Raw genomic sequence first — 23,280 nt, forward strand, 5'->3', positions numbered from 1 at the left:
GCAGACATGCGCGCCCTGATCGCCGCCGCGACCGGCCTCGCCCTCGCGTTCGCGCTGGTCCTCACGATCACCGCGCTGGGCACGCCCACCGGCAAGACATCCCCCAAGCCGCTGCTGACCACGGTGCCGGCACACCCGTAACCGTCCGCCCGGGAGGCCGAGATGCGCCGCAAGACCAGCCTGGTCCTGCTCGCCCTCGCCGTGTTCTTCGCGGCGCTGTCCCCGCTGCTGCGCTGGTACGCCTTCCCGCGCCTGGCCAAGATCCCCGCGAACCAGTACCAGGACATGGTCCTGGAGGCCAAGGACGCGACCCTCATCGACTACGGCTCGATGACCGCGAAGAAGGTCTCCAAGGTCACCATCGTGCAGACCCTCAAGGGCAACGTCGAGGCCTCGGAGAAGATCGAGAAGACGGCCGGGAAGGACGTCGTCGTCTGGGACGGCCTGTCCTACGTCGTCGGGCCCGACGGCAAGATGGTCTCCAGGATCCCCGAGCGCTACATCTTCGACGCCCACACCCAGGACCCCGTCCACGCCAGCGGCGAGATGGTCGACGGCGACCCCGTGAAGCGTGCGGGCATCGAGTTCAAGTGGCCCTTCCTCACCGAGAAACGGGACTACGTCTACTTCGACGCCCAGGCCCGCACCTCGGCGCCCATCCACTACAAGGGCACCCAGAACTTCCGCGGCGTCGACGTCTACTACTTCGAGCAGACCATCCCCTGGACCAAGGTGCCCTTCCCGAAGACCATGCCGGTCCAGGGCATCACCCCCGAGTCCATCGCCAAGACCGGCACCACCCGCTGGTACACCACGGTCCGAAAGTTCTGGGTCGAACCCCTCACCGGCGCCCCCGTCTACGGCGAGGAACTCCACAAGGAGGAACTGCGCGGCGGCACCCTGCTCGGCGGCCGCGACAAGGTGACGGTCTTCGCCGGCGACGTGAAGATGCGCGAGGACTACATCAGGCACACGGTCGACCTGGTCAAGTCGAACCGCACCCTCGTCCTCCTCATGACCTCGTACCTGCCGTGGGGCTTCCTGGCCCTGGGCGTCCTGCTGCTGGCGCTGGCCCTGTTGCTGGAGGCCCGCGGCCGCCGTCCGGCCCCGGCGAAGGTCGACGAACCCGAACCGGTCACCGCCTGAGCCGCGCGTTGGTGTGCCGCGTCGGCTCGGCGCCCGCCGGGTCCTCGGGCCACGGATGCTTCGGATACCGGCCGCGCAGCTCCGCCCGCACGCCCTTGTAGCCGTCCTTCCAGAACGAGGCGAGGTCGGCGGTGACCGCGACAGGGCGCCCGGCGGGGGAGAGGAGATGGACGAGGAGGGGCACACCGGCGACCCGGGGCGAGTCCTGCAGCCCGAACATCTCCTGCAACTTCACCGCGAGGACGGGCTGTTCAGGGGTGCCGTAGTCGATCCGGATCCTGGACCCGCTCGGTACGGCGATCCGCTCGGGCGCCAGTTCGTCGAGCCGCGTGGCCTCGCCGGAGGCCCACGGGAGGAGCCTTTGCAGGGCCTGTCCGGCGTCGATGCGTGCCAGGTCGGCCCGTCGCCGGGCGCGGCTCAGCTCGGGCTCCAGCCATTCGTCCACGCGCGCGTGCAGCGCGTCCCCGGAGACCTCGGGCCAGGGGTCGCCGAGGTGGTGGCGCAGGAACGCCAGCCGCTGCCGCAGGATTTCGGCGTCGGGCGTCCACCGCAGCAGCCGCAGCCCCTCCTGCCGGAGCCCTTCGAGGAGCGCCTCGCGTACGAGGGCGGGGTCCGCGTCCCGCAGCGGCCGTACCGCGAGCTCGATCGCCCCGAGCCGCTCCACCCGCCGCGCCACCACGTCCCCGTCGGCCCAGTGCACCTCCTGGCGCTCGGAGTACAGGGAGGTGGCCGCCGACCGGGCCGTGTCCTCGTCGATCACGGCGGCGAGCTGCACACGCGCGTGCCCTTTTCCGACGGGCCGGTCCGCCACCGCCACGGCGATCCAGGGCGAGCCCCGGAGCGGGGAGCCGTCGGAGAGTTCGGCGCGGGTGCCGGAGGCCATGAGATAGGAGCCCGAGTCGGCCCTGGCCACCCGCTCGGGAAAGGCGAGCGCGGCGACGAGACCGTCGTTTCCGGCAGCCGCCTCGGTGAACTCCGTCGAGGCGGACCGCAGCCGCCGCACCTCCGTCCGCCACCGTGCCGCATAGGCGTCACCGCCTCGCCGCGCGGTCCTGACGGCGGCCGCCAGGTCGTCGCCGTACTCCCGCGGCGGCTCCTCGGACAGCAGCGCGACCGCCTCGGCGCCCGCGCCCAAGGTGTCCAGCAGCGCTCGCCCCAGCCGGGGATGCAGGCCCAGCCGGGCCAGTCGCGCGCCCCGCTCGGTCGCCCGTCCCTCCGCGTCCACCGCTCCCACGGCCCTCAGCACGTCCCGCGCGGCCGCCATCGCCCCGCCCGGCGGCGGATCCAGCAGGGCAAGGCCGGACGCGTCCGGATCACCCCAGCAGGCCACCTGCAGGGCGAACGCCGTCAGGTCGGCCACCTTGATCTCCGGCGACGGGAAACGCGGCAGCCGGGCGTCCTCGGCCTCCGCCCAGCACCGGTACACCGCACCCGGCGCCTCCCGCCCGGCCCGCCCCGCCCGCTGCCGCCCGGCAGCCTGCGAGGCCCGCACGGTCGCGAGCGCGCTCAACCCGCGCGCGTGGTCGACGCGCGGCTCCCGCGCGAGCCCCGAGTCGACGACCACACGCACCCCCGGAACCGTCAGGGACGACTCGGCCACGGCGGTCGCCAGCACCACCCGGCGCCGCTCCCCACCCGTCAGCACCGCGTCCTGCACGGCCGCCGGCGCCCGCCCGTGCACCTGGAGCACCTCCACGTCACCGAGACCGCCCAGCTGACCGGCCACACGCGCGATCTCGCCCACGCCCGGCAGGAAGCACAGCACGTCCCCGTCCCGCTCGGACAGCGCCCGCCGGACGACCGACGCCAAATGCGTGAGCAGCACGGGATCGACCCGCATGCCGTGCGGCGGCCGTACGGGACGCGTCGGCGGCGTCCACACGACCTCCACCGGATGCGAGACACCCTCCGCCTCGACCACGGGCGCGTCGCCCAGCAGCCGCGCCCACCCCTGGGCGTCGGTCGTCGCGGACGCGGCCACCAGCCGCAGCTCCGGGCGCAGCGTCTGCCGTACGTCCCACAGGAACGCCGCCGTCGTGTCCGCGTCCAGATGCCGCTCGTGGCACTCGTCGAGCACCACCACGTCGACGCCCGTCAGCTCCTGGTCGCGCTGGAGCCGCTGGAGCAGCACGCCCGTCGTGACGACCTCCACGCGTGTGTGCCGTCCGACCACCCGTTCGCCGCGCACGGTGTAGCCGACGCTCGCGCCGACCTTCTCGCCCAGCAGCCACGCCATCCGCCGGGCGGCCGCGCGGGCGGCGATACGGCGGGGTTCGGCGACCACGACCTTCCGCGCGGGTGCGCCGGAATCCAGCAGACCCGCGAGCACCAGCGGGACGAGGGTCGTCTTGCCGGTGCCGGGCGGTGCCACGAGGACCGCCGTGCCGTGCCCCTCCAGGGCGTCGCCCAGCCTGGGCAGGGCACTGCGTACGGGAAGGGCGTCCAGGGCGTCGTAACGGATCACGTCACCAGTGTCGTACGGCCGCCCGGACGCCCTCGCACGTCAGTCCCGTTCGCACACGAAGATCGCGGTGCCCGGGATCAGGTTGCCGCGCAGCGGGGACCAGCCGCCCCACTCCGAGGTGTTCCAGACCGGCCACTCCGGCTCGACCAGGTCGACCAGGCGGAAGCCGCCGGCGACCACGTCGCGCACCCGGTCGCCGATCGTGCGGTGGTGCTCGACGTAGACCGCGCGGCCCTCCTCGTCCTGTTCGACGTAGGGCGTGCGGTCGAAGTAGGAGGCGGAGACGGAGAGGCCCTCGGGGCCCGGCTCGTCCGGGAAGGCCCAGCGGATCGGGTGCGTCACCGAGAAGACGAAGCGGCCGCCCGGGCGCAGGACGCGGCGCACCTCCTGGAGGACCCGTACCGGGTCGGCGACGAACGGCAGCGCCCCGTAGGCCGAGCACGCCAGGTCGAAGGAGCCGTCCGCGAAGGGCAGCGCGCCCGCGTCGGCGCACACCAGGGGGAAGGACGTACCGATGCGCAGGGCGTGCTGGAGCTGGCGGTGGGAGATGTCGAGGGCGACCGGACGGGCACCCTGCTCGGCCAGCCAGCGTGCGCACTGGGCGGCACCGGCGCCGATCTCCAGGACGTCCCTGCCCTTGAGGTCCTCGGCCGGGCCCAGCAGCTCGGCCTCCACCTCGTCGAGGCCCTCGGGGCACCAGACGAAGCGGTCGTCGCCGAGGAACGTGCCGTGCTCGACCTGGTACTCGTCCGCGTTGCGGTCCCACCAGCCCCGGTTGGCGCGGGCGCTCTCGGTGACGTCCGCGTCGCGGCGCGTGGCCTGCGACTCCGCGTCCGGTCCGGACTCCTGCGGGTGTGCTGCGGACTCTTGGATGATCGGCTCCCTCGTACTAGTCTGCGGCTCTTCCGTCCGACCCGTCGCGACGTCACGAATGGGACGGCGTCGGGCCCGCGTGGCCTCGTGAGACAGGTTTTGTGCCGGGTATGCGGCGATCCGCCCCGGGTGTGCGCCTTCGCGCATTGACCCTGCCCGGCTGCCCCCGTATGCTACAAGTTGCGCTGCGGGCCTGCGCACCTCAGACGTAGCAGGTCGCGCTCGCATCTGTTGTATGTCCCCTCGGTTGTCGAGGCGCCACCAGTGGTTTGTGTGGCGCTTCCTTGGCTGTCCGGCTTCTTCAGAGCGAAACGGGCTCCCGGCGTAAGCAGTACCTACGACTCTCTGTCCGTACCGGAGCCCTTTCCCACATGACGAGCAGCACCGAGACCACCTCTACCACTCCGCAGGTAGCGGTCAACGACATCGGTAACGAGGAAGCCTTCCTCGCCGCGATCGACGAGACGATCAAGTACTTCAACGACGGCGACATCGTCGACGGCGTCATCGTGAAGGTCGACCGGGACGAGGTCCTGCTCGACATCGGTTACAAGACCGAAGGTGTCATCCCGAGCCGCGAGCTCTCGATCAAGCACGACGTCGACCCCAACGAGGTCGTCGCCGTCGGTGACGAGATCGAAGCCCTTGTTCTCCAGAAGGAGGACAAGGAAGGCCGCCTGATCCTCTCGAAGAAGCGCGCCCAGTACGAGCGCGCCTGGGGCACCATCGAGAAGATCAAGGAAGAGGACGGCATCGTCACCGGTACCGTCATCGAGGTCGTCAAGGGTGGTCTCATCCTCGACATCGGCCTCCGTGGCTTCCTGCCGGCCTCCCTCGTCGAGATGCGCCGTGTCCGCGACCTCCAGCCCTACGTGGGCAAGGAGCTCGAGGCGAAGATCATCGAGCTGGACAAGAACCGCAACAACGTGGTCCTGTCCCGCCGCGCCTGGCTCGAGCAGACCCAGTCCGAGGTCCGCCAGACGTTCCTCACCACCCTGCAGAAGGGTCAGGTCCGTTCCGGCGTCGTCTCCTCGATCGTCAACTTCGGTGCCTTCGTGGACCTGGGTGGCGTCGACGGTCTGGTGCACGTCTCCGAGCTCTCCTGGAAGCACATCGACCACCCCTCCGAGGTTGTCGAGGTCGGCCAGGAAGTCACCGTCGAGGTCCTCGACGTGGACATGGACCGCGAGCGTGTCTCCCTGTCGCTGAAGGCGACCCAGGAAGACCCGTGGCAGCAGTTCGCCCGGACCCACCAGATCGGCCAGGTCGTGCCCGGCAAGGTCACGAAGCTGGTTCCGTTCGGTGCGTTCGTCCGCGTGGACGAGGGCATCGAGGGTCTGGTCCACATCTCCGAGCTGGCCGAGCGCCACGTGGAGATCCCGGAGCAGGTCGTCCAGGTCAACGACGAGATCTTCGTCAAGGTCATCGACATCGACCTCGAGCGCCGTCGCATCAGCCTCTCGCTGAAGCAGGCCAACGAGGCGTTCGGCTCCGACCCGGCCTCGGTCGAGTTCGACCCGACGCTGTACGGCATGGCCGCGTCGTACGACGACCAGGGCAACTACATCTACCCCGAGGGCTTCGACCCCGAGACCAACGACTGGCTCGAGGGCTTCGAATCCCAGCGTGAGGTGTGGGAGAACCAGTACGCCGAGGCGCAGACCCGCTTCGAGCAGCACCAGCAGCAGGTCATCAAGTCCCGCGAGGCCGACGCGGCTGCCGCCGCCGAGGGCGGGGACGCCGCGGGTGCGGCTCCGGCCGCGAGTGGCGGTGGCGGTGGCGGTTCGTACTCCTCCGAGGGTGCGGACACCTCCGGCGCGCTGGCGTCGGACGAGGCGCTTGCCGCGCTGCGCGAGAAGCTTGCCGGTGGCCAGAGCTGAACGCTCACTGAGCAATAGCTCTTGAACTGAAGGGCCGTACCTTTCGAGGTGCGGTCCTTCAGTGCTGTCCGGGCTTGTTCTTGGCTGACGGCCGGTGGGGGCCTGTCGCGCAGTTCCCCGCGCCCCTTAAAACGGGGCGCTCTCGTCATCCCCTGTCATGAAAAGGCCGTAAGAGATGGGCTGATCAGGGCCGTGGATGGGAATGCCGCTGTTCCAGGGCGTGTTGTGCTGTGTGAACACGAGGAGGAGCGGTCACTGTGCTTGATCCGCAGGGTTTGTACGCATGGGAGCCCAAGGGCCTCGCCGTCGTCGACATGGCGCTCGCCCAGGAGTCGGCCGGCCTGGTCATGCTCTACCACTTCGACGGATACATCGACGCGGGCGAGACCGGCGACCAGATCGTCGACCGGCTGCTCGACTCGCTGCCCCACCAGGTCGTGGCCAGTTTCGACCACGACCGGCTCGTGGACTACCGCGCCCGCCGTCCGCTGCTCACCTTCAAGCGCGACCGCTGGACGGAGTACGAGGAGCCCACGATCGACGTGCGGCTCGTCCAGGACGCCACCGGGGCGCCCTTCCTGCTGCTGTCCGGCCCGGAGCCGGATGTCGAGTGGGAGCGCTTCGCCGCGGCCGTCCAGCAGATCGTGGAACGACTCGGCGTCCGGCTGTCCGTGAACTTCCACGGCATCCCCATGGGCGTCCCGCACACCCGCCCCGTGGGCCTCACCCCGCACGGCAACCGCCACGACCTGGTCCCCGGCCACCGCAGCCCCTTCGAGGAGGCGCAGGTGCCCGGCAGCGCCGAGGCCCTCGTCGAGTACCGGCTCATGGAGGCCGGCCACGACGTCCTGGGCGTCGCGGCGCATGTGCCGCACTACATCGCGCGTTCGCCCTACCCGGACGCCGCCCTGACCGTCCTGGAGGCCATCACGGCCGCCACCGGCATGGTCCTGCCAGGCATCGCCCACGCCCTGCGCACCGACGCCCACCGCACCCAGACCGAGATCGACCGCCAGATCCAGGAGGGCGACGAGGACCTCGTGGCCCTCGTCCAGGGACTCGAGCACCAGTACGACGCGGCGGCCGGAGCGGAGACCAGGGGCAACATGCTCGCCGAGCCCGTGGAGATTCCGTCGGCGGACGAGATCGGGATGGAGTTCGAGCGCTTCCTGGCGGAACGGGAAGGCGACAACTGACGCGCGCGGAGCGTCTAGGCTTCCGGTCATGCTGAAGGTGGGCCTGACCGGCGGTATCGGCGCCGGCAAGAGTGAGGTGTCGCGGCTCCTCGTGGAGCACGGAGCCGTCCTGATCGACGCGGACCGCATCGCGCGCGAGGTCGTCGCACCGGGCACGCCCGGCCTCGCCGCGGTCGTGGAGGCCTTCGGCGAGGACGTACTCGCCGAGGACGGCGGCCTGGACCGCCCCAAGCTGGGCTCCATCGTCTTCGCCGACCCGGACCGGCTCGCCGTACTGAACTCGATCGTGCATCCCCTGGTGGGCGCCCGCTCCCGCGAGCTCGAATCAGCCGCCGCCGAGGACGCCGTCGTCGTCCACGACGTCCCGCTCCTCACGGAGAACGCCCTCGCGCCGCTCTACGACCTCGTCGTCGTCGTCGACGCGAGCCCCGACACCCAGCTCGACCGGCTCGTCCGGCTGCGCGGCATGACCGAACAGGACGCACGCGCGCGTATGGCCGCCCAGGCCACGCGCGAGCGACGCCTGGAGATCGCGGACGTCGTGATCGACAACGACGTACCCCTGGACGAGCTGCGCCGACGCGTTCAGGAGGTGTGGGACGATCTCCTGCGCCGGGCGCGCGCGTCGCGGACCTCTCCGGAATAGCGTCCCCCGGTCCGGGCGTTGAACCCTTCCAGTGAGGGAAGGACTCTGCCGTGCCCGAGATCAGCGGATCGACCGGACGTACTCCGGAGACGCATGTCATCGACTACCGCGCAGCCGAGCAGTTGCTCTCCGCGCGGGACCCGCGGGGCGCGGTGAAGCTGCTCGACTCCGTCATCGCCGCCCACCCGGAGAACACCGCGGCCCGGCTGCTGCGCGCGCGGGCCTTCTTCGCCGCCGCGCAACTGCGGCCCGCCGAGCTGGAGTTCACCATCGTCCTGGAGCGCGAACCGGACAACGCCTTCGCCCACTTCGCGCTCGCCCGCACCTATGAGCGGCAGGGGCGGCCCGACCAGGCCAGGCGGCACTTCCGGCTGGCGGCAGCGCTGGACCCCAACCCGGAGTTCCTGAAGGCTGCGCGGTTCGACACCTGAGCGCGTCGTCCCGCTACCTGGGCCGCTTCTCGGGCGGCCGGTACGGCGGGATGTCGGGGCCCGGCTGGTAGTGCGGGCCCTGACGGATGTGCCGGAGGATCACCGTCGTGTCGACGGTGATGACCAGCCAGAGCACTCCGCAGGCGATGGCCCACCCGGGGCGGCCCGCCAGCGCGAACGCGACCGTGCCGAAGATCGCCCAGACCAGCCCCCACACGCTCAGCCAGAACCGCGCCCGCAGCGCACTGCGCGCTGTCCTCGGCTCACTGCCTGTACGCATCGGGATCACCCACTCCTCCCTTGCAACGTACTCTTCGAACGGACGTTGACCAAAGGGTCGAAGAGGGGGTCGCCGCGTGCTTCCGGATGCCGACGAACTGGCCGAGGTGCTGGTGGAACTCGCCGTACCGCATGAGGACGTCAACGAACTCGTACGGATGGGCCGACGGGTGATGGACGACCCGGAGCTGCGGCGGTTCCTGGAACACTCCGTCGACGAACTGGTCCGGGACATGGGCAGGGCCGACGACCCGGTCGTCCTGCCCGAGCTCGACTGGCCGGCCGGCGCCCTCCAACGCTGCTTCCCCGCCTACGTGTTCGTGGCGGCGCTGCCCCACACGCGCGCGTACCACCGCTCGCGCGGCATCCCGGCCGAGGTCTCCCGGCGCACCCTCGCCGACCTCGGGCGGAACATGGCCGTGCACCGCAGACGGTACGGCAGGGCGGGTGTGCAGTCACCGCGCTGGCTGACCCGGCACTCGCGGGGCGAGCTGTACCAGCTGGGTCGACTCCAGTTCGAGCGGGCGCGGTACGGGCCGTGGCACAGCCGGACGCTCGCCGGGGCCGGACCGGACATCGCTCCCGGCACGCCCTGTCTGAGCCTGCACATTCCCGACTTCCTCGGCCCGCTGACACCGGAGGCCTGCGATCGCTCGCTGGCCCTGGCCGCCGAGTTCTTCGCCCGGCACTTCGCGGAGGAGCCGTATCGTGCCGCGCTGTGTCATTCCTGGCTGCTCGACCCGCAGTTGAAGGAGTACCTGCCCGCGGACTCCAACATCATCCGGTTCCAGAAGCGTTTCCGGCTGGCCCCCGAGGACCGGGAGCCGGAGGACACCGAGCCGGTGCAGTTCGTGTTCGGGGACCCCGAGCTGCCGGTGGAGAGTCTGCCGCGGCGGACGGCGCTGGAACGTGCCGTCGGGGATCACCTGCGGGCCGGCGGGCACTGGTACATCGGGCACGGCTGGTTTCCCTGGTGACCGGCGTGAGGATGTTCCGCTGTAACTCGGACGGGTGAACCCGTACGACTCGGGGAACGGCCGTGCGAATACGGGCCGTTGGACGGGCATGGAGCTGAGCGGCGAGCGGGACATCAGGGGACGAGGAAAACGGTCGTGCGGCGGCGATGAGTTCGGGTGCGGGTGCGGGTCTACCTCTGTGACAGCACCACGGACCGCTTACCGCAGGAGACCCCGATGTCCGAGACCACCGTCCCCGTCACCAGCACCGCCGCTTCCGCCGCCTCCCCTGTCATCGCCGAGTCCTCGACCGCCCGTGGCCGCCGGGCCCGGATCGCCCTGCGCACCCTGCAGGTCGTGCTCGCCCTCTTCTACGTGATCGCCAGCGCGCTCCCCAAGCTGATCGCGCACCCCTCGGCCGCCGAGGGCTTCGACAAGATGGGCTGGGGCAGCGCGGGGATGTACATCATCGGCGTGCTCGAACTGGCCGGTGGGATCGCCCTGTTGGTCCCGGTACTGCAGTCGGTGGCGGCCGTGGCGCTGAGCGGGCTGATGGTCGGGGCATTCGTCGTCCAGCTCACCTACTTCGACGGCGAGAACGCGGCGACTCCGCTCATCCTGATCATCCCGCTCGCCCTGATCGCCTGGGCCCGGCGACAGCACAATGCGGACCTGCTGCGCCTGGTACGACGACGGGCGTGAGGAGAACGACCGTCACGGTCACCGCGCTGAGGCCGGCGCCCTGCCCTTCGGGGAGGGGGCCGGCCTCAGCGTGGGTACCGGCTGTTGCTCGGGCGTTCGGCTCAGCGCGAGTGCCCGCTTCTGCCTGTGTTCCCGCCCCTGTCCGAGCGGCGGGGCGGGTCCGAGCGGCGTGCCTTGCCAGCTGTCGCGCCTGAGTCGGCTGTCGTCTCGGCGTCGCCTGAGCCCTCCGGGCCGGCGGGTCCGCTCAAGCCGCTCGGTCCGGCGAAGCGGCCGCGGCGGTCGCCTTCCGCGAGGCCGCGGAGGCGTTCCAGTTCGCGGCGGTCGCGCTTGGTCGGACGGCCCGTGCCGCGGTCGCGGATGCCGGCGGGGGCGAAGGCCGCGCGGGGCGGGGGCGGGGGAGAGTTGTCGACGTAGCACTGGGCGGCCACGGGGGCACCGACCCGCTTGCGGATCAGACGCTTGACGACGACGATCCGCTCCCGGCCTTCCTGACGGACGCGGACCTCGTCGCCGACGCGCAGGGAGTGGGCGGGCTTCACCCGCTCGCCGTTCACACGCACATGCCCGCCCCGGCAGGCGGTGGCTCCCGCGGAACGGGTCTTGACCAGCCGTACGGACCAGATCCAGCTGTCGATCCGCACGGTCTCGCCGTTCTGCGGCCCGGCGGCCTCCGCGGCGGCGACGGCGGCGGCGATCTTCGGGTCAGGTGCCTCGGGGGCCCGGGCATCGGGGGCCAGGGCCTCGGAAGCCGTGGGGTCCTGGTCGGCGACCTTCGCGCCGGGACCGTCGGCCGTCGTGCCGGCCCGGCCCGTCCCACCGGTCTCGTTGTCGTCCGTACGTTCCACGCCCATGGCTCCGACCTTAGTACCCGGGGCCGCGCACCCCGGGCGGGTTTTCCGGGCGGTGCCCGTCGTCACGGCGGCCCGACCACCCCCGCCTCTGCAACCACCACCTCGGCGACCTGCCCGTACGGTGGACCCATGGACGCCCTGGCCGATCTCGACCGCCGGATTTCGGGCTGTCGTGCCTGCCCGCGGTTGGTCGACTGGCGGGAGGAGGTGGCCCGGACCAAGCGGGCCGCGTTCGCCGACTGGACGTACTGGGGGCGCCCCGTGCCCGGCTTCGGGCCCCCGGACGCGCGGATGCTGATCGTCGGACTCGCCCCGGCCGCGCACGGCGGGAACCGTACCGGGCGGATGTTCACCGGCGACCGTTCCGGGGACGTGCTGTACCAGGCGCTGTACGACGTCGGGCTCGCCTCGCAGCCGACCGCCGTGACCGCGGACGACGGACTGGAGCTGTCCGGCGTGCGGGTCACCTCGCCCGTGCACTGCGCCCCGCCCGCCAACAAACCCACCCCCGGCGAGCGCGACACCTGCCGGCCCTGGCTGGTTCAGGAGCTGAACCTGCTGCGGCCCACGCTCCGTACCGTGGTCGTGCTCGGCGCGTTCGGCTGGCAGGCCGCGCTGCCCGCGTTCACCGCGGCGGGCTGGAGCGTGCCCCGGCCGCGGCCCGTCTTCGGACACGGCGCCCGCGTCCGGCTCGACGGACTCGAACTCTTCGGCTGCTTCCACGTCAGCCAGCGCAACACCTTCACCGGCAAGCTCACGCCCGAGATGCTGCGGGACGTACTGCGCACGGCGGCCGAGGCGGCGGGACTGCGTGGCCGAACCGCGGAAAAGGAGGGGACGAGACCGCCGTACGACGGTTAGGGTCCCCGGATGCCTCTGTATCCGGAGATCGAACCGTACGACCACGGCATGCTCGATGTCGGCGATGGCAACCGCGTGTACTGGGAGACCTGCGGGAATCCGGAAGGCAAGCCGGCGGTCGTGCTGCACGGTGGGCCGGGGTCCGGCTGCACGCCGTGGGCGCGGCGGCTGTTCGACCCCGCGGCGTACCGGATCGTGCTGCTCGACCAGCGGGGCGCCGGGCGGTCCACGCCGCACGCGAGCGCGTACGACACCGACATGAGCGTCAACACCACCCCGCGTCTCATCGCGGACCTGGAGCTGCTGCGGCGGCATCTGGGGATCGAACGGTGGCTCGTGTGGGGCGTGTCGTTCGGGTCGGTGCTGGGACTGCGGTACGCGCAGACGCATCCGGACGTGGTGACGGAGATCGTCCTCACGGGTGTCGCGACCGGTTCCGATGCCGAAGTGGCCCTGCTCACCAGGGGAGTCGGGAAGATCTTCCCCGAAGCCTTCGAGCGGTTCGTCGGCGAGTTGCCCGTCGGCGAGCGGGACGGGAACCCCGCCGCCGCCTACAACCGGTTGCTCGAATCACCCGACCCCGAGGTGCGCGAGCGGGCGGCGCGGGCCTGGACGGACTGGGAGACGGCGACCATTCCCGCGCCGCCCAGGTCGGTCGAGCGTTTCGAGGACCCCGTGTTCCGCCTGGGTTTCGCCCGTACCGTCACCCATTACTGGAGCAACGGCCACTTCCTCGGTGAGGACGGCCTCGTCCTGCGCGAGGCACCCCGGTTGAAGGACATCCCCGGCACCCTCGTCCAGGGCAGCCTCGACTTCGGCAATCTTCTCGGCACCGTCTGGCGGCTCCATCACGCCTGGCCGGGCAGCGAGTTGACGGTGATCGACGAGGTCGGCCACAGCGCCGGGGCCCCCGGAGTGGTCGAGGCGATGGTGGCGGCCACGGACAAGTACGCCCACCGCTAGCCGGTCAGCCCGTCTCGCCCGCGTCCCCGAACAACTGCCGAACCGTCGACTCGTAGTTGGTCCGCACGTGGGCCAGGGCGTGCGCGCGGGCCCGGTCCGGGTCGCCGGAGGCGATCGCCTCGTACAAGTCGCGGTGTTCGAGGAGGAGTTGGGGCCATTCCTCGTTGCGCCGGGTCATCCAGCGGAGCCGTCCGGCAACCGGTTCCAGCGCCTCGACCAGCAGGCTGTTGCGGGCCATGGCCACGATGCTGTCGTGCAGACGGCTGTTGACGTCCGTGATGGTCTCCGCGTCGCCCGCCTCGGTCGCGGCCGCCGCCAGGTCGAGGAGCCGCTCCACCTCGGCGAGGTCCTGCGGGGTCGCTCGGGCCGCGGCAAGTCCCGCGGCGTACACCTCCAACGCCTCGCGCAGCTCGAAGAGTTCCTTGACGTCGTTCGGGGTCAGCCGCCGTACGACCGTGCGGCGGGGTGTCTCGAAGTGGACGAAGCCCTCGGCGACCAGCGCGCGGATCGCCTCGCGGACCGGCACCCGGGAGACCCCGAAGCGGTCGGCGAGCTCCCGCTCGACCAGCCGGTCGCCCGGTCGCAGCCCGCCCGCGATGATCTCCTGCCGCAGGGTGGCCAGGACCCGCTCGCGGACGGCGCCGAGGGGCTCGATGTTCGTCGTGGAGCTCATGAAGTCATCTTCTCCGACGCCGGAGCTGTTTTACGAAGCGTTAACGAACGCGACATCGGTCAGGACTCTTGACGGCGCGACCATGTCGGCAGTTTGGTATACCAAAACCGGATGCCAGGCGGCCGCCATCCTCCTGTCCCCCGTCCTTGGAGGCCCTGTGTCCCTCGCCGATCGTGTCGAAGCCACCGGCACACCAGCGTTCGTCCCCGATCCCCGGCTCACCAACGAAGACCTGGCGCCCGCCGACAAGCGCAACTGGAAGGTCTTCGACCTCTTCGCCATGTGGATGTCCGACGTCCACAACCTGGGCAACTACACCTTCGCGGCCGGTCTGCTGGTCCTCGGCATGAACGTCTGGCAGGTCTTCACGTCCCTGCTCGTCGGCTTCGTGCTGATCTACGTCGGCATGAACTGGATGGGGAGGATCGGCCAGCGCCACGGCGTGCCGTTCCCCGTGGTCAGCCGCATCAGCTTCGGTGTGTGGGGCGCCAACATCCCGGCCCTGATCCGGGCCGTGATCGCCATCATGTGGTACGGCATCCAGACCTACCTCGCCTCCGTCGCGGTCAACGTGATGCTGCTGGCCGCCTGGCCGGGCCTGGAGTCCTGGACGCACAGCTCCTTCCTCGGCCTCGACGCGCTCGGCTGGGTCTCCTTCCTCTCGCTGTGGCTGGTCCAGGCGCTGATCATCAGCCAGGGGATGGAGTCGGTCAGGAAGTTCCAGGACTTCTGCGGGCCGGCGATCTGGCTGGTCATGATCGCGCTGGCGGTCTGGGTACTGGCCAAGGCCGGCTGGAGCATCTCGCTCACCAGCACCCCGCACCCGGTCTCCGTGGGCGAGCAGTGGCGGCAGTGGTTCGGCGCGATCGGCCTGATTCTCGCCACGTACGGCACGCTGATGCTCAACTTCTGCGACTTCTCCCGCTTCGCGCCGGACTACAAGACCGTCCGCCGCGGCAACTTCTGGGGCCTGCCCATCAACTCCACGGCCTTCGTGGTCGTCTCCGTGATCGTCACCGCCGGCTCGCTGGAGGTCTGGGGCCAGGCCATCACCGACCCGGCGGAACTCGTCGCCAAGGTCGGCAACACCTGGGTGATGGTCCTGGGCGCGCTCACCTTCGCCGTCGCCACCATGGGCGTCAACATCGTCGCCAACTTCGTCTCACCGGCGTACGACCTCGCCAACGTCTGGCCGCAGAAAATCACCTTCAAGATCGGCGGCATGATCAGCACGGTCGCCGCACTGGTCGTGACCCCCTGGAACCTCTTCTCCAACCCGACGGTCGTCAACTACTTCCTCGGCGGCCTCGGCGCCTTCCTCGGCCCGCTGTTCGGCGTGATCATGCTCGACTACTACTGGGTCAAGAAGGGCCGCATCGACGTCGACGAGCTGTTCAAGGCCGAGCCCGGCTCCCGCTACTACTACCGCAAGGGCGTCAACCCGAGGGCCCTGTGGGCGTTCCTGCCGGCGGCGGCCGTCGCGGGTGTCCTCGCCCTGGTGAAGACGTTCAGTGACGTGGCCCCATACTCCTGGTTCATCGGGACGGCCCTCGCGGCCGGGCTGTACGCGCTGCTGTGCCGGAGCGAGCGAGCGGCCGCTCCCGAGGTCCCCGAGGTCCCCGAGGCCGTGGAGGTCCGATAAACGTGCGGATCGTCGTCACCAACTGCAACACCACGCAGGAGATGACCGAGGAGATCGTACGAGGTGCCCGGGCCGCCGCAGGCCCGGGCACCACCGTGCTCGGGCTCACCCCCGCGTGGGGCCCCGAGTCCGCGGAGGGCTGGCTCGACAGCTACCTCTCCGCGGCGGCGGTCATCGACCTGCTGCGCACGTACGAGGGTCCTTCCTACGACGCCGTCGTCATGGCGGGCTTCGGCGAGCACGGACGGGAGGGCGTCCGGGAGTTGGTGGACGTGCCGGTCGTCGACATCACCGAGGCCGCCGCCCATCTGGCCTGTCTGCTCGGCCGGCGCTACGGCGTGGTGACCACCCTGGAGCGGTCCTGCGGGCAGATCGAGGACAGCCTGGAGCTGGCGGGGGTGGGGCGCAACTGCGCCGCCGTCGTCGGGACGGGACTGGGGGTTCTGGACCTGGGCGACGCCGACCGCACGGAGGCCGCGTTCCTGGCGGCAGCCGAGCGGGCGCGGGAGGCGGGCGCCGAGGTCCTGGTCCTGGGGTGCGCGGGGATGACCGGGTTGCAGCGGACGGTGGGGGAGAAGCTGAGGCTTCCGGTGGTCGACGGGGTGGGCGCGGCGGTGAAGCTCGCGGAGTCGCTGGTGGGATTGGGGCTGAGCACCAGCCGGGCCGGCGGTTATGCGAAGCCGGTGCCGAAGAAACGGGTGTGGGGATCGCCGGTGGCTCCGTGACCTCCGGGGCTAGGGCTCAGGGCCGCCACACGTACCGCACGTCCGGCTCCCGCTCCTCGTTGCCGCTGCCGTCGGTGCGTTCGGCCTCGACGAAGCCGTGGCGTTCGTAGAAGCGGTGGGCCGGCTTGTTGACCTGGAAGGTCCACAGGCTCAGCCCTCGCGGACTGCGTTCCTTGGCGAGCGCGACGAACCGGTCGCCGATGCCGCGCCCCCGCCGGTCGGGGTCGAGATACAGCTGGGACAGCAGATCACCGGCGAGCACCATCAGCCCGACGATCGCGCCGGTCCCGGAGTCCTCGGCGACCCAGGTCTCCCGCTGCGGCACGACGACGTCCCGGATGTACGCGCGCACCTCGTCGTCGGACCGGGGCCGTACCACCGTCGGCAACGCGGCGGTGAAGGAGCGCAGATAGACGTCGGCCGCTGCGGAGGCGTCGGGGGCGGTGGCCCGGCGGATGACGACCGTGCTCACGGTGCTGCGACCTCCGGCACCACTGCCGTCGCAGTGATCTCCACCAACTGGCCGGTGTACCCGAGACAGGCGACTCCGATCAGCGTCGACGAATGCGGACCGGTGCTCAGCCCGGACGCCTCGACGACCTCCCACACGGTGGACAGCACCGCGGGCTCGCTGCTCACGACATGCACATCGGTCGACAGGACGTGCTCCAAGTCGCTGCCGACCGCGCGCAGTTGCTCCCGCAGGTTGGCGATCACCTGCTCTGCCTGGCGCGCGGGATCCCCTTCACCCACCAGGTTCCCCTTGGCGTCCAGCGGAACGGACCCGGCGAGGAACGCGAGCTTCGTACCCGCCTCGACGACCGAGGCGTGGGAGTAGGTCGGCGGCGGGAAGAGGGCCGGGGCGGTGACGCGCTGGATCACGTGGACTCCTCGGGTGGACGGCGGACAACTTTTCGATCATCGGGGGCGGCGGGACGGGACCGCACCTGAATTTCCGGGCCCGACCGGCGTGCGCACTCCTGTGCAAGGTCCGGGTACGCCTGGGAGATGGCCGCGCAGACCCGGCGCCGCAGCAGCTGTTCCGCGGCCGCGCGGCCGGTGCGGCCGGACAGTCCGTCGAGGATGTCGTCGTAGCGGGCCAGCCGATGGCAGAGGTAGTCGACCTTCCAGCGGTCGAGGTCCCGGTCGTGGCCCCGGTCGTCGGGGTTCCGGTGGTCGCGTGGGGACTCCGGACGTCCGTCCGGGCGAGCGCGGTACTCGACGGCCAGCGCCGTCAGTGTCTCCGGGGTGAGCACCGGCACGTCGATCGGCTCGGCCGCGATTCTGGCGAGCACCTCCCGCCGCCTGCGCAGCGCCGCCTCCCTCACCGCGGCGGACCGCCGGGCGGCGACCGCCGACACCGCCCTGAACTCCTCACTCCGCTCGGCCGCCTCGACCCGCTCGACGCTGTAGAGACGGGTCGGTGGGGCTGCACGGAAAAACGGGTTGGGCCGCCGCAGATCGGGCTCGCCGAGCAGCCGGCGGATCATCCCTGCGGTCCACCCGCGTGCCCGCAGTCCGGCAGCGGAGAGGTGCGTGCGGTGCGCTCGCGGGTCCGGATCCTTCTCGTACGTCGTCATCGCCGATTCCCCCGTCGTCGTAACAGTGAGTGACGACTTCATTGATAACGCGTGCCACTGACAACGGGCCTTCGCGGCGGCCCCGTCCGAAGGCGCGGGCCGCGTAATTCCATGGAGGGACGCCCCCGGGCTTCGTACGCTGCGCCCATGTCCTCCACACTCACCGACGCCGTCTTCCTCGACACCGTCGCCGACCGCCTCGCCGCCCTCCCCACCGTCCGGGCCGTGGCTCTCGGTGGCTCCCGCGCCCAGGGAACGGCACGGCCGGACAGCGACTGGGACCTGGCGGTCTACTACCGGGGCGCCTTCGACCCGGCCGACCTCCGCGCCGTCGGCTGGGCGGGCGAGGTGTCGGAGATCGGCGGCTGGGGCGGCGGGGTGTTCAACGGCGGCGCGTGGCTGACGATCGACGGGCGGCGGGTCGACGTCCACTACCGGGATCTCGACGTGGTGGAACGGGAACTGGCGGAGGCGGAGGAGGGGCGGTTCCGGGTGGAGCCGTTGCTGTTCCATCTGGCGGGCATTCCCACCTACCTGATCGTGGCCGAGCTGGCGATCAACCGGCTCCTCAGCGGCGAGCTGCCGCGTCCGGCGGCCTATCCGGCGAAACTCCGCACCGCCGCCGCCACCCGCTGGCGGGACACCGCCCGCCTCACCCTCGCCTACACCGAGGCCAACCACGCCCCGGCCGCCCGCCTCACCGAGACGGCCGGCGCCCTCGCCACGGCCGCCGTACAGATGGGGCACTCGGTGCTGGCGGCGCGGGGGGAGTGGGTGACGAACGAGAAGCGGCTGCTGGAGCGGACCGGGTTGCGTGGAGTCGACGGAATCATCAAGGGCATGCGGACGGAACCAGCGTCCTTGAGCGTGGCGATCTCCGAAGCAAAGGCCCTCTTCGACACGGCATGACAGTTGCCCCGTGAACGTCAGCCGGTCAGCAGCGGTGTGAGGAACCGGCTCGGCGCTCCGTGCCAGAAGATCGCCAGCGCGTCTCGCGAACGGGTGGCCGCGACGAAGAGAAGGGAACGGGCCCGCTGCAGCTCACGTCGGTGGCGCAGCGCGTCGGTGTGCCGCATCTGGATCACTGCTGTGCGCGGTAAGAGGCCCTCGGAGACGCCCGCGATGATCATGCGTTGGTACTCGAGCCCCTTGAACCGGAACATCGTGCCAATGTGCACGCCCTCGTCCCCGCGCGGTCCGTCCGGGCCGATCTCTGTCGCACGGATGCCCGAGTGAGCGAGTGACACAGCGACTTCCTGCGCCATCGCGTTGGTGGGCACGCAGATGGCGATCTGTTCCGGGGGAATGTCGCTCCAGTCGGACACCAGCTCCGTGATGGCCGCACGCTCGGATTCCCAGTCGGAACTCGCGTGCAGCTCCGGGCGAGCGCCGCTCAGCACCGACCGGTACCCGGCCAGTGTCTCCTGGCTGCCATCGAGGTCGTCGAACGACTCCCCGCTCAGCACTCCGAGCGCCGAGCCGAGGATCTGCCGTGTGGTCCGATAACTGAGGGTGAGTTTCGCGGACCGCCCCCGGATGTTGATACCGAGACTGCCGAGAGTCACCTGGTTGTTGTAGATGCGCTGATGCGTGTCACCGACGAGGAAGATGTCGTTGCGGTCGCGTGCGGCCATGGCTCGCAACATCTTCCAGTGCCCCGGCCGTAGGTCCTGAGCCTCGTCCACGACGATGTGCCGATAGCGGTACGGCAGCCATCCGGCGGAACCGTCCTGAAGGTGGATGTTGTCCAGGCCTCCGCTCTCCGCGCGCTGCCGCTCGACGGCCTGGATCCGTTGCTCGCGCTCCATCTCCAGGCGGGCGGCCCGTTCCGCGACCTGTGCCCACGTCTGGCGTCCGAGACGGTCCAGGCGCTGGTGAACTTCTCGGCCAGCTGCCAGATCTCGGCCCGCTCCGGCCGGGTGACGTTCCGCCCCCGGCCGGCACGGCGTGCTCGGAAGTACTCGGTGCGGGACACGACCGCCTGGCCGAGGATCACCTGCGTCCACTCGTCGTGCAGGAACTCCGCGTCCCAGCCCGCCTCGCCGAGCTCGTCCAGCATGGCGCGCCACTCGCGGAGCACCTGGTTGTCGTCGATCGTCTGCTTGCTGCTGCCCGGCTCGGCCTCGCGGACCACGCGCAGGGCCAGCTGGTCGACGTGACTGATCTCCACGCGCGACAGGAGCTCCTCTCGACCGAGTTCCAGCAGCCGCGCGCGGAGGTCGGCCGCGAGGTTCTTGTTGTACGTGGTGAGGAGCACCGGCTTGTCACGGCCTTGCGGGAGCTGCTCGACCAGATGCTTGACGCGGTGCAGAGCGACGATGGTCTTCCCCGTGCCGGGACCGCCACCGACCCGGGCGGGCCCCGAGTAGTCGCGCTCCACCAGCTTGGACTGGGTGGGGTGCAGGAACACCTTCCAGCGTCCGAAGTCCTCGCCCTCGAGCGCCTCGCGCAGCGCCTCGTCCGTGGTCGTGACCATCGTCGCCGGACGCTCGGCGGCGGTCGACCGCGCGCCCTCTCCCGCCGGCAGTGGTCCAGCACCGGCACCAGGAACGACTCCGTCTTGCCAAAACGGTGCCCGTGGTGATCAAGGTGGCCAGCGCCGGTCCGCGCAGCGTGCCAAGGGCTCAACATCCTCTTCCTCGCCCCGACGAAGGTCGCGGTGGACCAGGCACTGGAACGCATCTGCGATCTCCTGGCCACCCAGGAAGGCTTTTCGGAGGGGCTGGTGCAACGCGCGGGGGACATCGAAGTCCCCTCACTGCGGAAGCGATACGGCGAGTACGTCGACACCGAGCTGATCACCGCCCGGGTCTCCGCCCAGCTGGACGAAGCTCTCACCAGGACGACGGAGGGCCTCAAGGAAGTACGCGCCCTCATCACCCTGCACGACGAAGTACGGAGTCTCGAAGAGCAGGTCGCAGGGAGTCGTACCACTCACTCGCAGGCCGCGGCGTCAGGCACCACGGCCGTGCAGGATTCACTGAGAGCCGAGGCCCAGGTGGCCCAACTGCGCCTCAGGATCAGTGAGATAGGGCAGCCGAACGGTTTCCTGGCCAAGCGGAAGGAAGCACAGCTCGCCGCGCTCCACGCGGAACTCACTCAGGCAGACGCGGCTCTCCGCGATGCCGCCCAGCGCGCTGCGAACGCCAAGATACGGACGGGCCAGGCCGCAGCGGAGATCGCCGAGCTGAGTGGACGACTTGCCGCCGCTCGCCCCCGTCTCGCGGGAGTGCCGGACCGCCCGGTGCTCGCCGGACAGGCCGAGAGCCTGCAGAAGCAGCTCGACGAACTCGATCAGCAGCGCAGGAAGATCCAGGACACCGTGCGCTCCAAGTGCCGTGTGATGGGTGCGACCGTCGCCAAGGCCGTGCAGTCGCGCAAGCTGCTGGACCGTGTCGATGTCGTCGTGATCGACGAGGCGGGCATGGTCGATCTCCCGTCCGCCTGGCTGGCCGCGGGGCTCGCCGGGAAGCGGGTGGTGGTCGCAGGTGACTTCAGGCAGCTCCCCGCCGTGACCAAGGGCGAGAGCGACCGGAAGGCGACGGACGAGGAAAAGGCCCACTCCGGGCTGTGGGCGGCACGGGACACCTTCCACGCGGCCGGACTGGTGACCGAGTCCGGATCCGTGCGCCAGGACCCCCGGCTTGTGGCCCTGGACACCCAGTACCGTATGCGGGAGCCGATCTGCGCGCTGGTGAACGACGTCGCCTACCCGGACTCCCCGCTCACCACCGGCCGTGACGACAGCAGCAGGATCCCGTTCAATCCGCTGGTCGACTCCGCGGTCATCCTGGTCGACACCTCGAAGCAGCGCATTCCAGGGCCTGACTACAAGGCGAACACCGTGAACGAGGCCGTGGTACACGAACTCGTACGTGGCCTGCAGTACGAGGGCGTACTCCCGGGGCGGAAGTGGGGCGATGGCGAGACGGCGGCGGGCGGCCGCGCCACCGACAGGCTTGCTGTCATCGCCCCTTACAAGGCCCAGGTCAAGGCGCTTCAGGGCAGCCTGAAGTACCGGTTCGGGGAGGAGTACGAAGGTCTGGTCGACACGATCCACCGGTTCCAGGGGAGTCAGCGCCCGATAGTCGTCTTCGACACCGCCGTCGGCGCGGGCAGGTACCCAGGGATCTTCTACCAGGGAACGGGTCTCTCCTCCCAGACCTGCCGTCTCCTGAACGTCGCCCTCAGCCGTGCCCAGGACCACCTGGTGGTCGTCGCGGACCTCGAACACCTGCGTACGCACCTCGCACCGCACAGCGAGGCCCGTCTCATGCTCGACCACCTCGAAAGCCACGCGCAGGTGATGTCCGCGGACCAACTCGTGCCCACCCGGGAGGCGGCCCAGCTCTCGGCCCTCTCGGAGGAGGAGCTGTCCCGGCCCGCCTTCTTCCCGGCCGACGAGGTCTACAAGGCGGTCGAGTGGGACATCGAGCGGGCGTCCACCAGCATCGAGCTCTACTGCCCCTTTCTCGACCCGGCCCCGGTTCGTAAGTGGTCGGCTCTTCTGGGCCGCCGTGTCAGCGAGGGCGTCAGGGTCGTCGTCTACACACGTGCCGCGGAGGAACAGCGCGACGACGCGTCGGTCGAGCGTCACCAGCAGCGCATCGACCAACTGCGTTCGGTGGGCTGCGAGGTGGACTTCCGGGAGCGCATGCACGAGAAGGTGCTCATCCTCGACGGCACGGTCCTCTGGCACGGCTCGCTGAATCTGCTGGCGAACAGTGGCCCGACGGACCTGATGATGCGGTTCACTGACCCCTCGTCCTGCGAGCGCGTCAGCCGGGTCATCGAGCGGGCCCGGAAGGACAAGGCCGCCTGGAACCCGCGAGCGGCGGGTGATGGAGGCTCGCGGGGCGGCGGCGCGAGCGACGCAAGCGGTACGGCCGACGGCATCAGGCCCGGTGCCGTCGTCAACGGCCGCCTCTATCTCCAGGTGACCTTCGCCGAAAAGGACGAGGCGAAGAAACTCCTCGGCGCGCGATGGGACAAGCCGAACGGCCTCTGGTACGTCGACGCCGCACGCGTCACTCGCGAACAGGCCCGGCGCTGGTTGCCCTGAGGTGCTTGTGAGGCCTTAAGCCTGGCGGTTCTGCTGACGCTGCCAGGCGTTTCGCGCGTTGGCGGCAGCCGTGCTGTGCACGCCCCCGGAGCCAACGAAGAGGACCTTCGGGTTGTTGTTGTGCGGGCCGTATCCCACGGACCCCCGGACGAGCAGGAAGGATCCCGGCTGAGGAGCCCATCCCTCGAACCAGGTGTCCTGCCGGGCCCCGGTCTCGGTCCAGACCACGTACGCCTTGGAACCGTTCCTCGCCGTCTAGGTCCTGTCTGATAATGATCTTGTGGTGGGTCGTGGTGAGTTGACGGATGCGGCGTGGGAGCGGATAGCGCCGCTGTTGCCGGGTGTTGACG

23 protein-coding genes and 2 pseudogenes are annotated in these 23,280 nt (G+C 70.5%); 15 read left to right on the top strand and 10 right to left on the bottom strand.

All coding sequences use genetic code 11. The annotated features are described in order from the left end of the window. Positions 1 to 6 precede the first annotated feature (6 nt). Together ABZT02_RS34680 and ABZT02_RS34685 are read left to right on the top strand one after the other, a co-directional pair. On the top strand, positions 7 to 141 hold the full coding sequence (locus ABZT02_RS34680) for an SPW_0924 family protein (protein ID WP_107405601.1): 135 nt from the start codon (positions 7 to 9) through the stop codon (positions 139 to 141). 21 nt (positions 142 to 162) lie between these two features. Next, on the top strand, positions 163 to 1,146 hold the full coding sequence (locus tag ABZT02_RS34685) for a DUF3068 domain-containing protein (protein WP_356024779.1): 984 nt from the start codon (positions 163 to 165) through the stop codon (positions 1,144 to 1,146). Here the strand turns inward: ABZT02_RS34685 and hrpB are convergent. Both hrpB and ABZT02_RS34695 read right to left on the bottom strand, forming a co-directional pair. Further along, entirely contained in the window at positions 1,136 to 3,610 is a 2,475-nt protein-coding gene (gene hrpB, locus ABZT02_RS34690) for an ATP-dependent helicase HrpB (RefSeq protein WP_356024782.1), read from the bottom strand. The two genes, ABZT02_RS34685 and hrpB, sit on opposite strands and share 11 nt — an antisense overlap. A 39-nt stretch (positions 3,611 to 3,649) precedes the next feature. Then, positions 3,650 to 4,630: a class I SAM-dependent methyltransferase gene (locus ABZT02_RS34695; protein ID WP_356024784.1), complete on the bottom strand. Its 981-nt coding sequence runs from the start codon at positions 4,628 to 4,630 to the stop codon at positions 3,650 to 3,652. A gap of 224 nt (positions 4,631 to 4,854) precedes the next feature. Between ABZT02_RS34695 and rpsA the strand changes: the two genes are divergently transcribed. From rpsA to ABZT02_RS34715, 4 genes are all read left to right on the top strand, one after another. Beyond that, the gene (gene rpsA / locus ABZT02_RS34700) at positions 4,855 to 6,363 is read left to right on the top strand and encodes a 30S ribosomal protein S1 (protein ID WP_356024786.1); all 1,509 of its coding nucleotides are present in this window, start codon (positions 4,855 to 4,857) and stop codon (positions 6,361 to 6,363) included. Between the two features lie 257 nt (positions 6,364 to 6,620). Next, positions 6,621 to 7,559, top strand: a complete 939-nt coding sequence (locus ABZT02_RS34705) for a PAC2 family protein (protein ID WP_356024789.1) — start codon at positions 6,621 to 6,623, stop codon at positions 7,557 to 7,559. Between the two features lie 28 nt (positions 7,560 to 7,587). Next, positions 7,588 to 8,205, top strand: coding sequence for a dephospho-CoA kinase (gene coaE / locus ABZT02_RS34710; RefSeq protein WP_356024791.1), 618 nt, complete (start codon positions 7,588 to 7,590; stop codon positions 8,203 to 8,205). A 50-nt stretch (positions 8,206 to 8,255) separates the two neighbouring features. Then, a complete protein-coding gene (locus ABZT02_RS34715) occupies positions 8,256 to 8,636 on the top strand; it encodes a tetratricopeptide repeat protein (protein WP_356024793.1) in 381 nt (126 codons plus the stop codon). Positions 8,637 to 8,649: 13 nt separating this feature from the next. Here ABZT02_RS34715 and ABZT02_RS34720 read toward each other — a convergent pair whose 3' ends face one another. Further along, positions 8,650 to 8,916 carry a DUF6343 family protein gene (locus ABZT02_RS34720; RefSeq protein ID WP_356024795.1) on the bottom strand — a complete coding sequence of 89 codons (267 nt, stop codon included), beginning with the start codon at positions 8,914 to 8,916 and terminating at the stop codon, positions 8,650 to 8,652. Positions 8,917 to 8,992: 76 nt separating this feature from the next. Between ABZT02_RS34720 and ABZT02_RS34725 the strand changes: the two genes are divergently transcribed. Together ABZT02_RS34725 and ABZT02_RS34730 are read left to right on the top strand one after the other, a co-directional pair. After that, positions 8,993 to 9,892: an acyltransferase domain-containing protein gene (locus ABZT02_RS34725; protein WP_356024797.1), complete on the top strand. Its 900-nt coding sequence runs from the start codon at positions 8,993 to 8,995 to the stop codon at positions 9,890 to 9,892. 216 nt (positions 9,893 to 10,108) lie between these two features. Beyond that, entirely contained in the window at positions 10,109 to 10,573 is a 465-nt protein-coding gene (locus tag ABZT02_RS34730; RefSeq protein WP_356024799.1) for a DoxX family protein, read from the top strand. Positions 10,574 to 10,674: 101 nt separating this feature from the next. Here the strand turns inward: ABZT02_RS34730 and ABZT02_RS34735 are convergent, their stop codons facing one another. Further along, entirely contained in the window at positions 10,675 to 11,424 is a 750-nt protein-coding gene (locus ABZT02_RS34735) for an RNA-binding S4 domain-containing protein (RefSeq protein ID WP_356024802.1), read from the bottom strand. A gap of 129 nt (positions 11,425 to 11,553) precedes the next feature. On the opposite strand from ABZT02_RS34735, the gene ABZT02_RS34740 reads away from it, so the two are divergent. Continuing rightward, complete coding sequence (locus ABZT02_RS34740; protein ID WP_356024804.1) at positions 11,554 to 12,285, top strand: uracil-DNA glycosylase; 732 nt, start codon at positions 11,554 to 11,556, stop codon at positions 12,283 to 12,285. A gap of 9 nt (positions 12,286 to 12,294) precedes the next feature. Further along, positions 12,295 to 13,248 (top strand): prolyl aminopeptidase, encoded by a 954-nt coding sequence (gene pip, locus ABZT02_RS34745; protein ID WP_356024806.1) that lies wholly within the window; start codon positions 12,295 to 12,297, stop codon positions 13,246 to 13,248. A 4-nt stretch (positions 13,249 to 13,252) separates the two neighbouring features. Here the strand turns inward: pip and ABZT02_RS34750 are convergent, their stop codons facing one another. Next, positions 13,253 to 13,921: a GntR family transcriptional regulator gene (locus tag ABZT02_RS34750; protein ID WP_356024809.1), complete on the bottom strand. Its 669-nt coding sequence runs from the start codon at positions 13,919 to 13,921 to the stop codon at positions 13,253 to 13,255. A gap of 157 nt (positions 13,922 to 14,078) precedes the next feature. On the opposite strand from ABZT02_RS34750, the gene ABZT02_RS34755 reads away from it, so the two are divergent. Both ABZT02_RS34755 and ABZT02_RS34760 read left to right on the top strand, forming a co-directional pair. Further along, a complete protein-coding gene (locus tag ABZT02_RS34755) occupies positions 14,079 to 15,563 on the top strand; it encodes an NCS1 family nucleobase:cation symporter-1 (protein ID WP_356024811.1) in 1,485 nt (494 codons plus the stop codon). A gap of 2 nt (positions 15,564 to 15,565) precedes the next feature. After that, on the top strand, positions 15,566 to 16,288 hold the full coding sequence (locus ABZT02_RS34760; protein ID WP_356024813.1) for an aspartate/glutamate racemase family protein: 723 nt from the start codon (positions 15,566 to 15,568) through the stop codon (positions 16,286 to 16,288). Positions 16,289 to 16,304: 16 nt separating this feature from the next. Here the strand turns inward: ABZT02_RS34760 and ABZT02_RS34765 are convergent, their stop codons facing one another. Genes ABZT02_RS34765 through ABZT02_RS34775 form a run of 3 tightly spaced genes read right to left on the bottom strand, consistent with a single transcriptional unit; the run spans position 16,305 to position 17,868 of the window. Further along, positions 16,305 to 16,760 carry a GNAT family N-acetyltransferase gene (locus ABZT02_RS34765; protein ID WP_356024816.1) on the bottom strand — a complete coding sequence of 152 codons (456 nt, stop codon included), beginning with the start codon at positions 16,758 to 16,760 and terminating at the stop codon, positions 16,305 to 16,307. After that, on the bottom strand, positions 16,757 to 17,170 hold the full coding sequence (locus ABZT02_RS34770) for a RidA family protein (RefSeq protein ID WP_356024818.1): 414 nt from the start codon (positions 17,168 to 17,170) through the stop codon (positions 16,757 to 16,759). The genes ABZT02_RS34765 and ABZT02_RS34770 overlap by 4 nt, the downstream gene beginning before the upstream one ends. Continuing rightward, on the bottom strand, positions 17,167 to 17,868 hold the full coding sequence (locus ABZT02_RS34775) for a hypothetical protein (protein WP_356024820.1): 702 nt from the start codon (positions 17,866 to 17,868) through the stop codon (positions 17,167 to 17,169). The genes ABZT02_RS34770 and ABZT02_RS34775 overlap by 4 nt, the downstream gene beginning before the upstream one ends. A gap of 147 nt (positions 17,869 to 18,015) precedes the next feature. Between ABZT02_RS34775 and ABZT02_RS34780 the strand changes: the two genes are divergently transcribed. After that, on the top strand, positions 18,016 to 18,777 hold the full coding sequence (locus tag ABZT02_RS34780; protein ID WP_356024822.1) for a nucleotidyltransferase domain-containing protein: 762 nt from the start codon (positions 18,016 to 18,018) through the stop codon (positions 18,775 to 18,777). A 17-nt stretch (positions 18,778 to 18,794) separates the two neighbouring features. Here the strand turns inward: ABZT02_RS34780 and ABZT02_RS34785 are convergent. Next, positions 18,795 to 20,365: pseudogene (locus ABZT02_RS34785) on the bottom strand (UvrD-helicase domain-containing protein); the annotation flags it as partial. Positions 20,366 to 20,491: 126 nt separating this feature from the next. Here ABZT02_RS34785 and ABZT02_RS34790 point away from each other — a divergent pair. Then, positions 20,492 to 22,081, top strand: a pseudogene (locus tag ABZT02_RS34790) (DEAD/DEAH box helicase); the annotation flags it as partial. A gap of 93 nt (positions 22,082 to 22,174) precedes the next feature. Then, positions 22,175 to 22,930: a DUF5710 domain-containing protein gene (locus ABZT02_RS34795; protein WP_356024843.1), complete on the top strand. Its 756-nt coding sequence runs from the start codon at positions 22,175 to 22,177 to the stop codon at positions 22,928 to 22,930. Between the two features lie 15 nt (positions 22,931 to 22,945). Here the strand turns inward: ABZT02_RS34795 and ABZT02_RS34800 are convergent, their stop codons facing one another. Further along, on the bottom strand, positions 22,946 to 23,158 hold the full coding sequence (locus ABZT02_RS34800; RefSeq protein WP_356024824.1) for a hypothetical protein: 213 nt from the start codon (positions 23,156 to 23,158) through the stop codon (positions 22,946 to 22,948). Positions 23,159 to 23,280 lie beyond the last annotated feature (122 nt).

The organism is Streptomyces sp. NPDC005402, from assembly GCF_040606575.1.
In the GTDB taxonomy this organism is placed as follows: Bacteria; Actinomycetota; Actinomycetes; order Streptomycetales; family Streptomycetaceae; genus Streptomyces.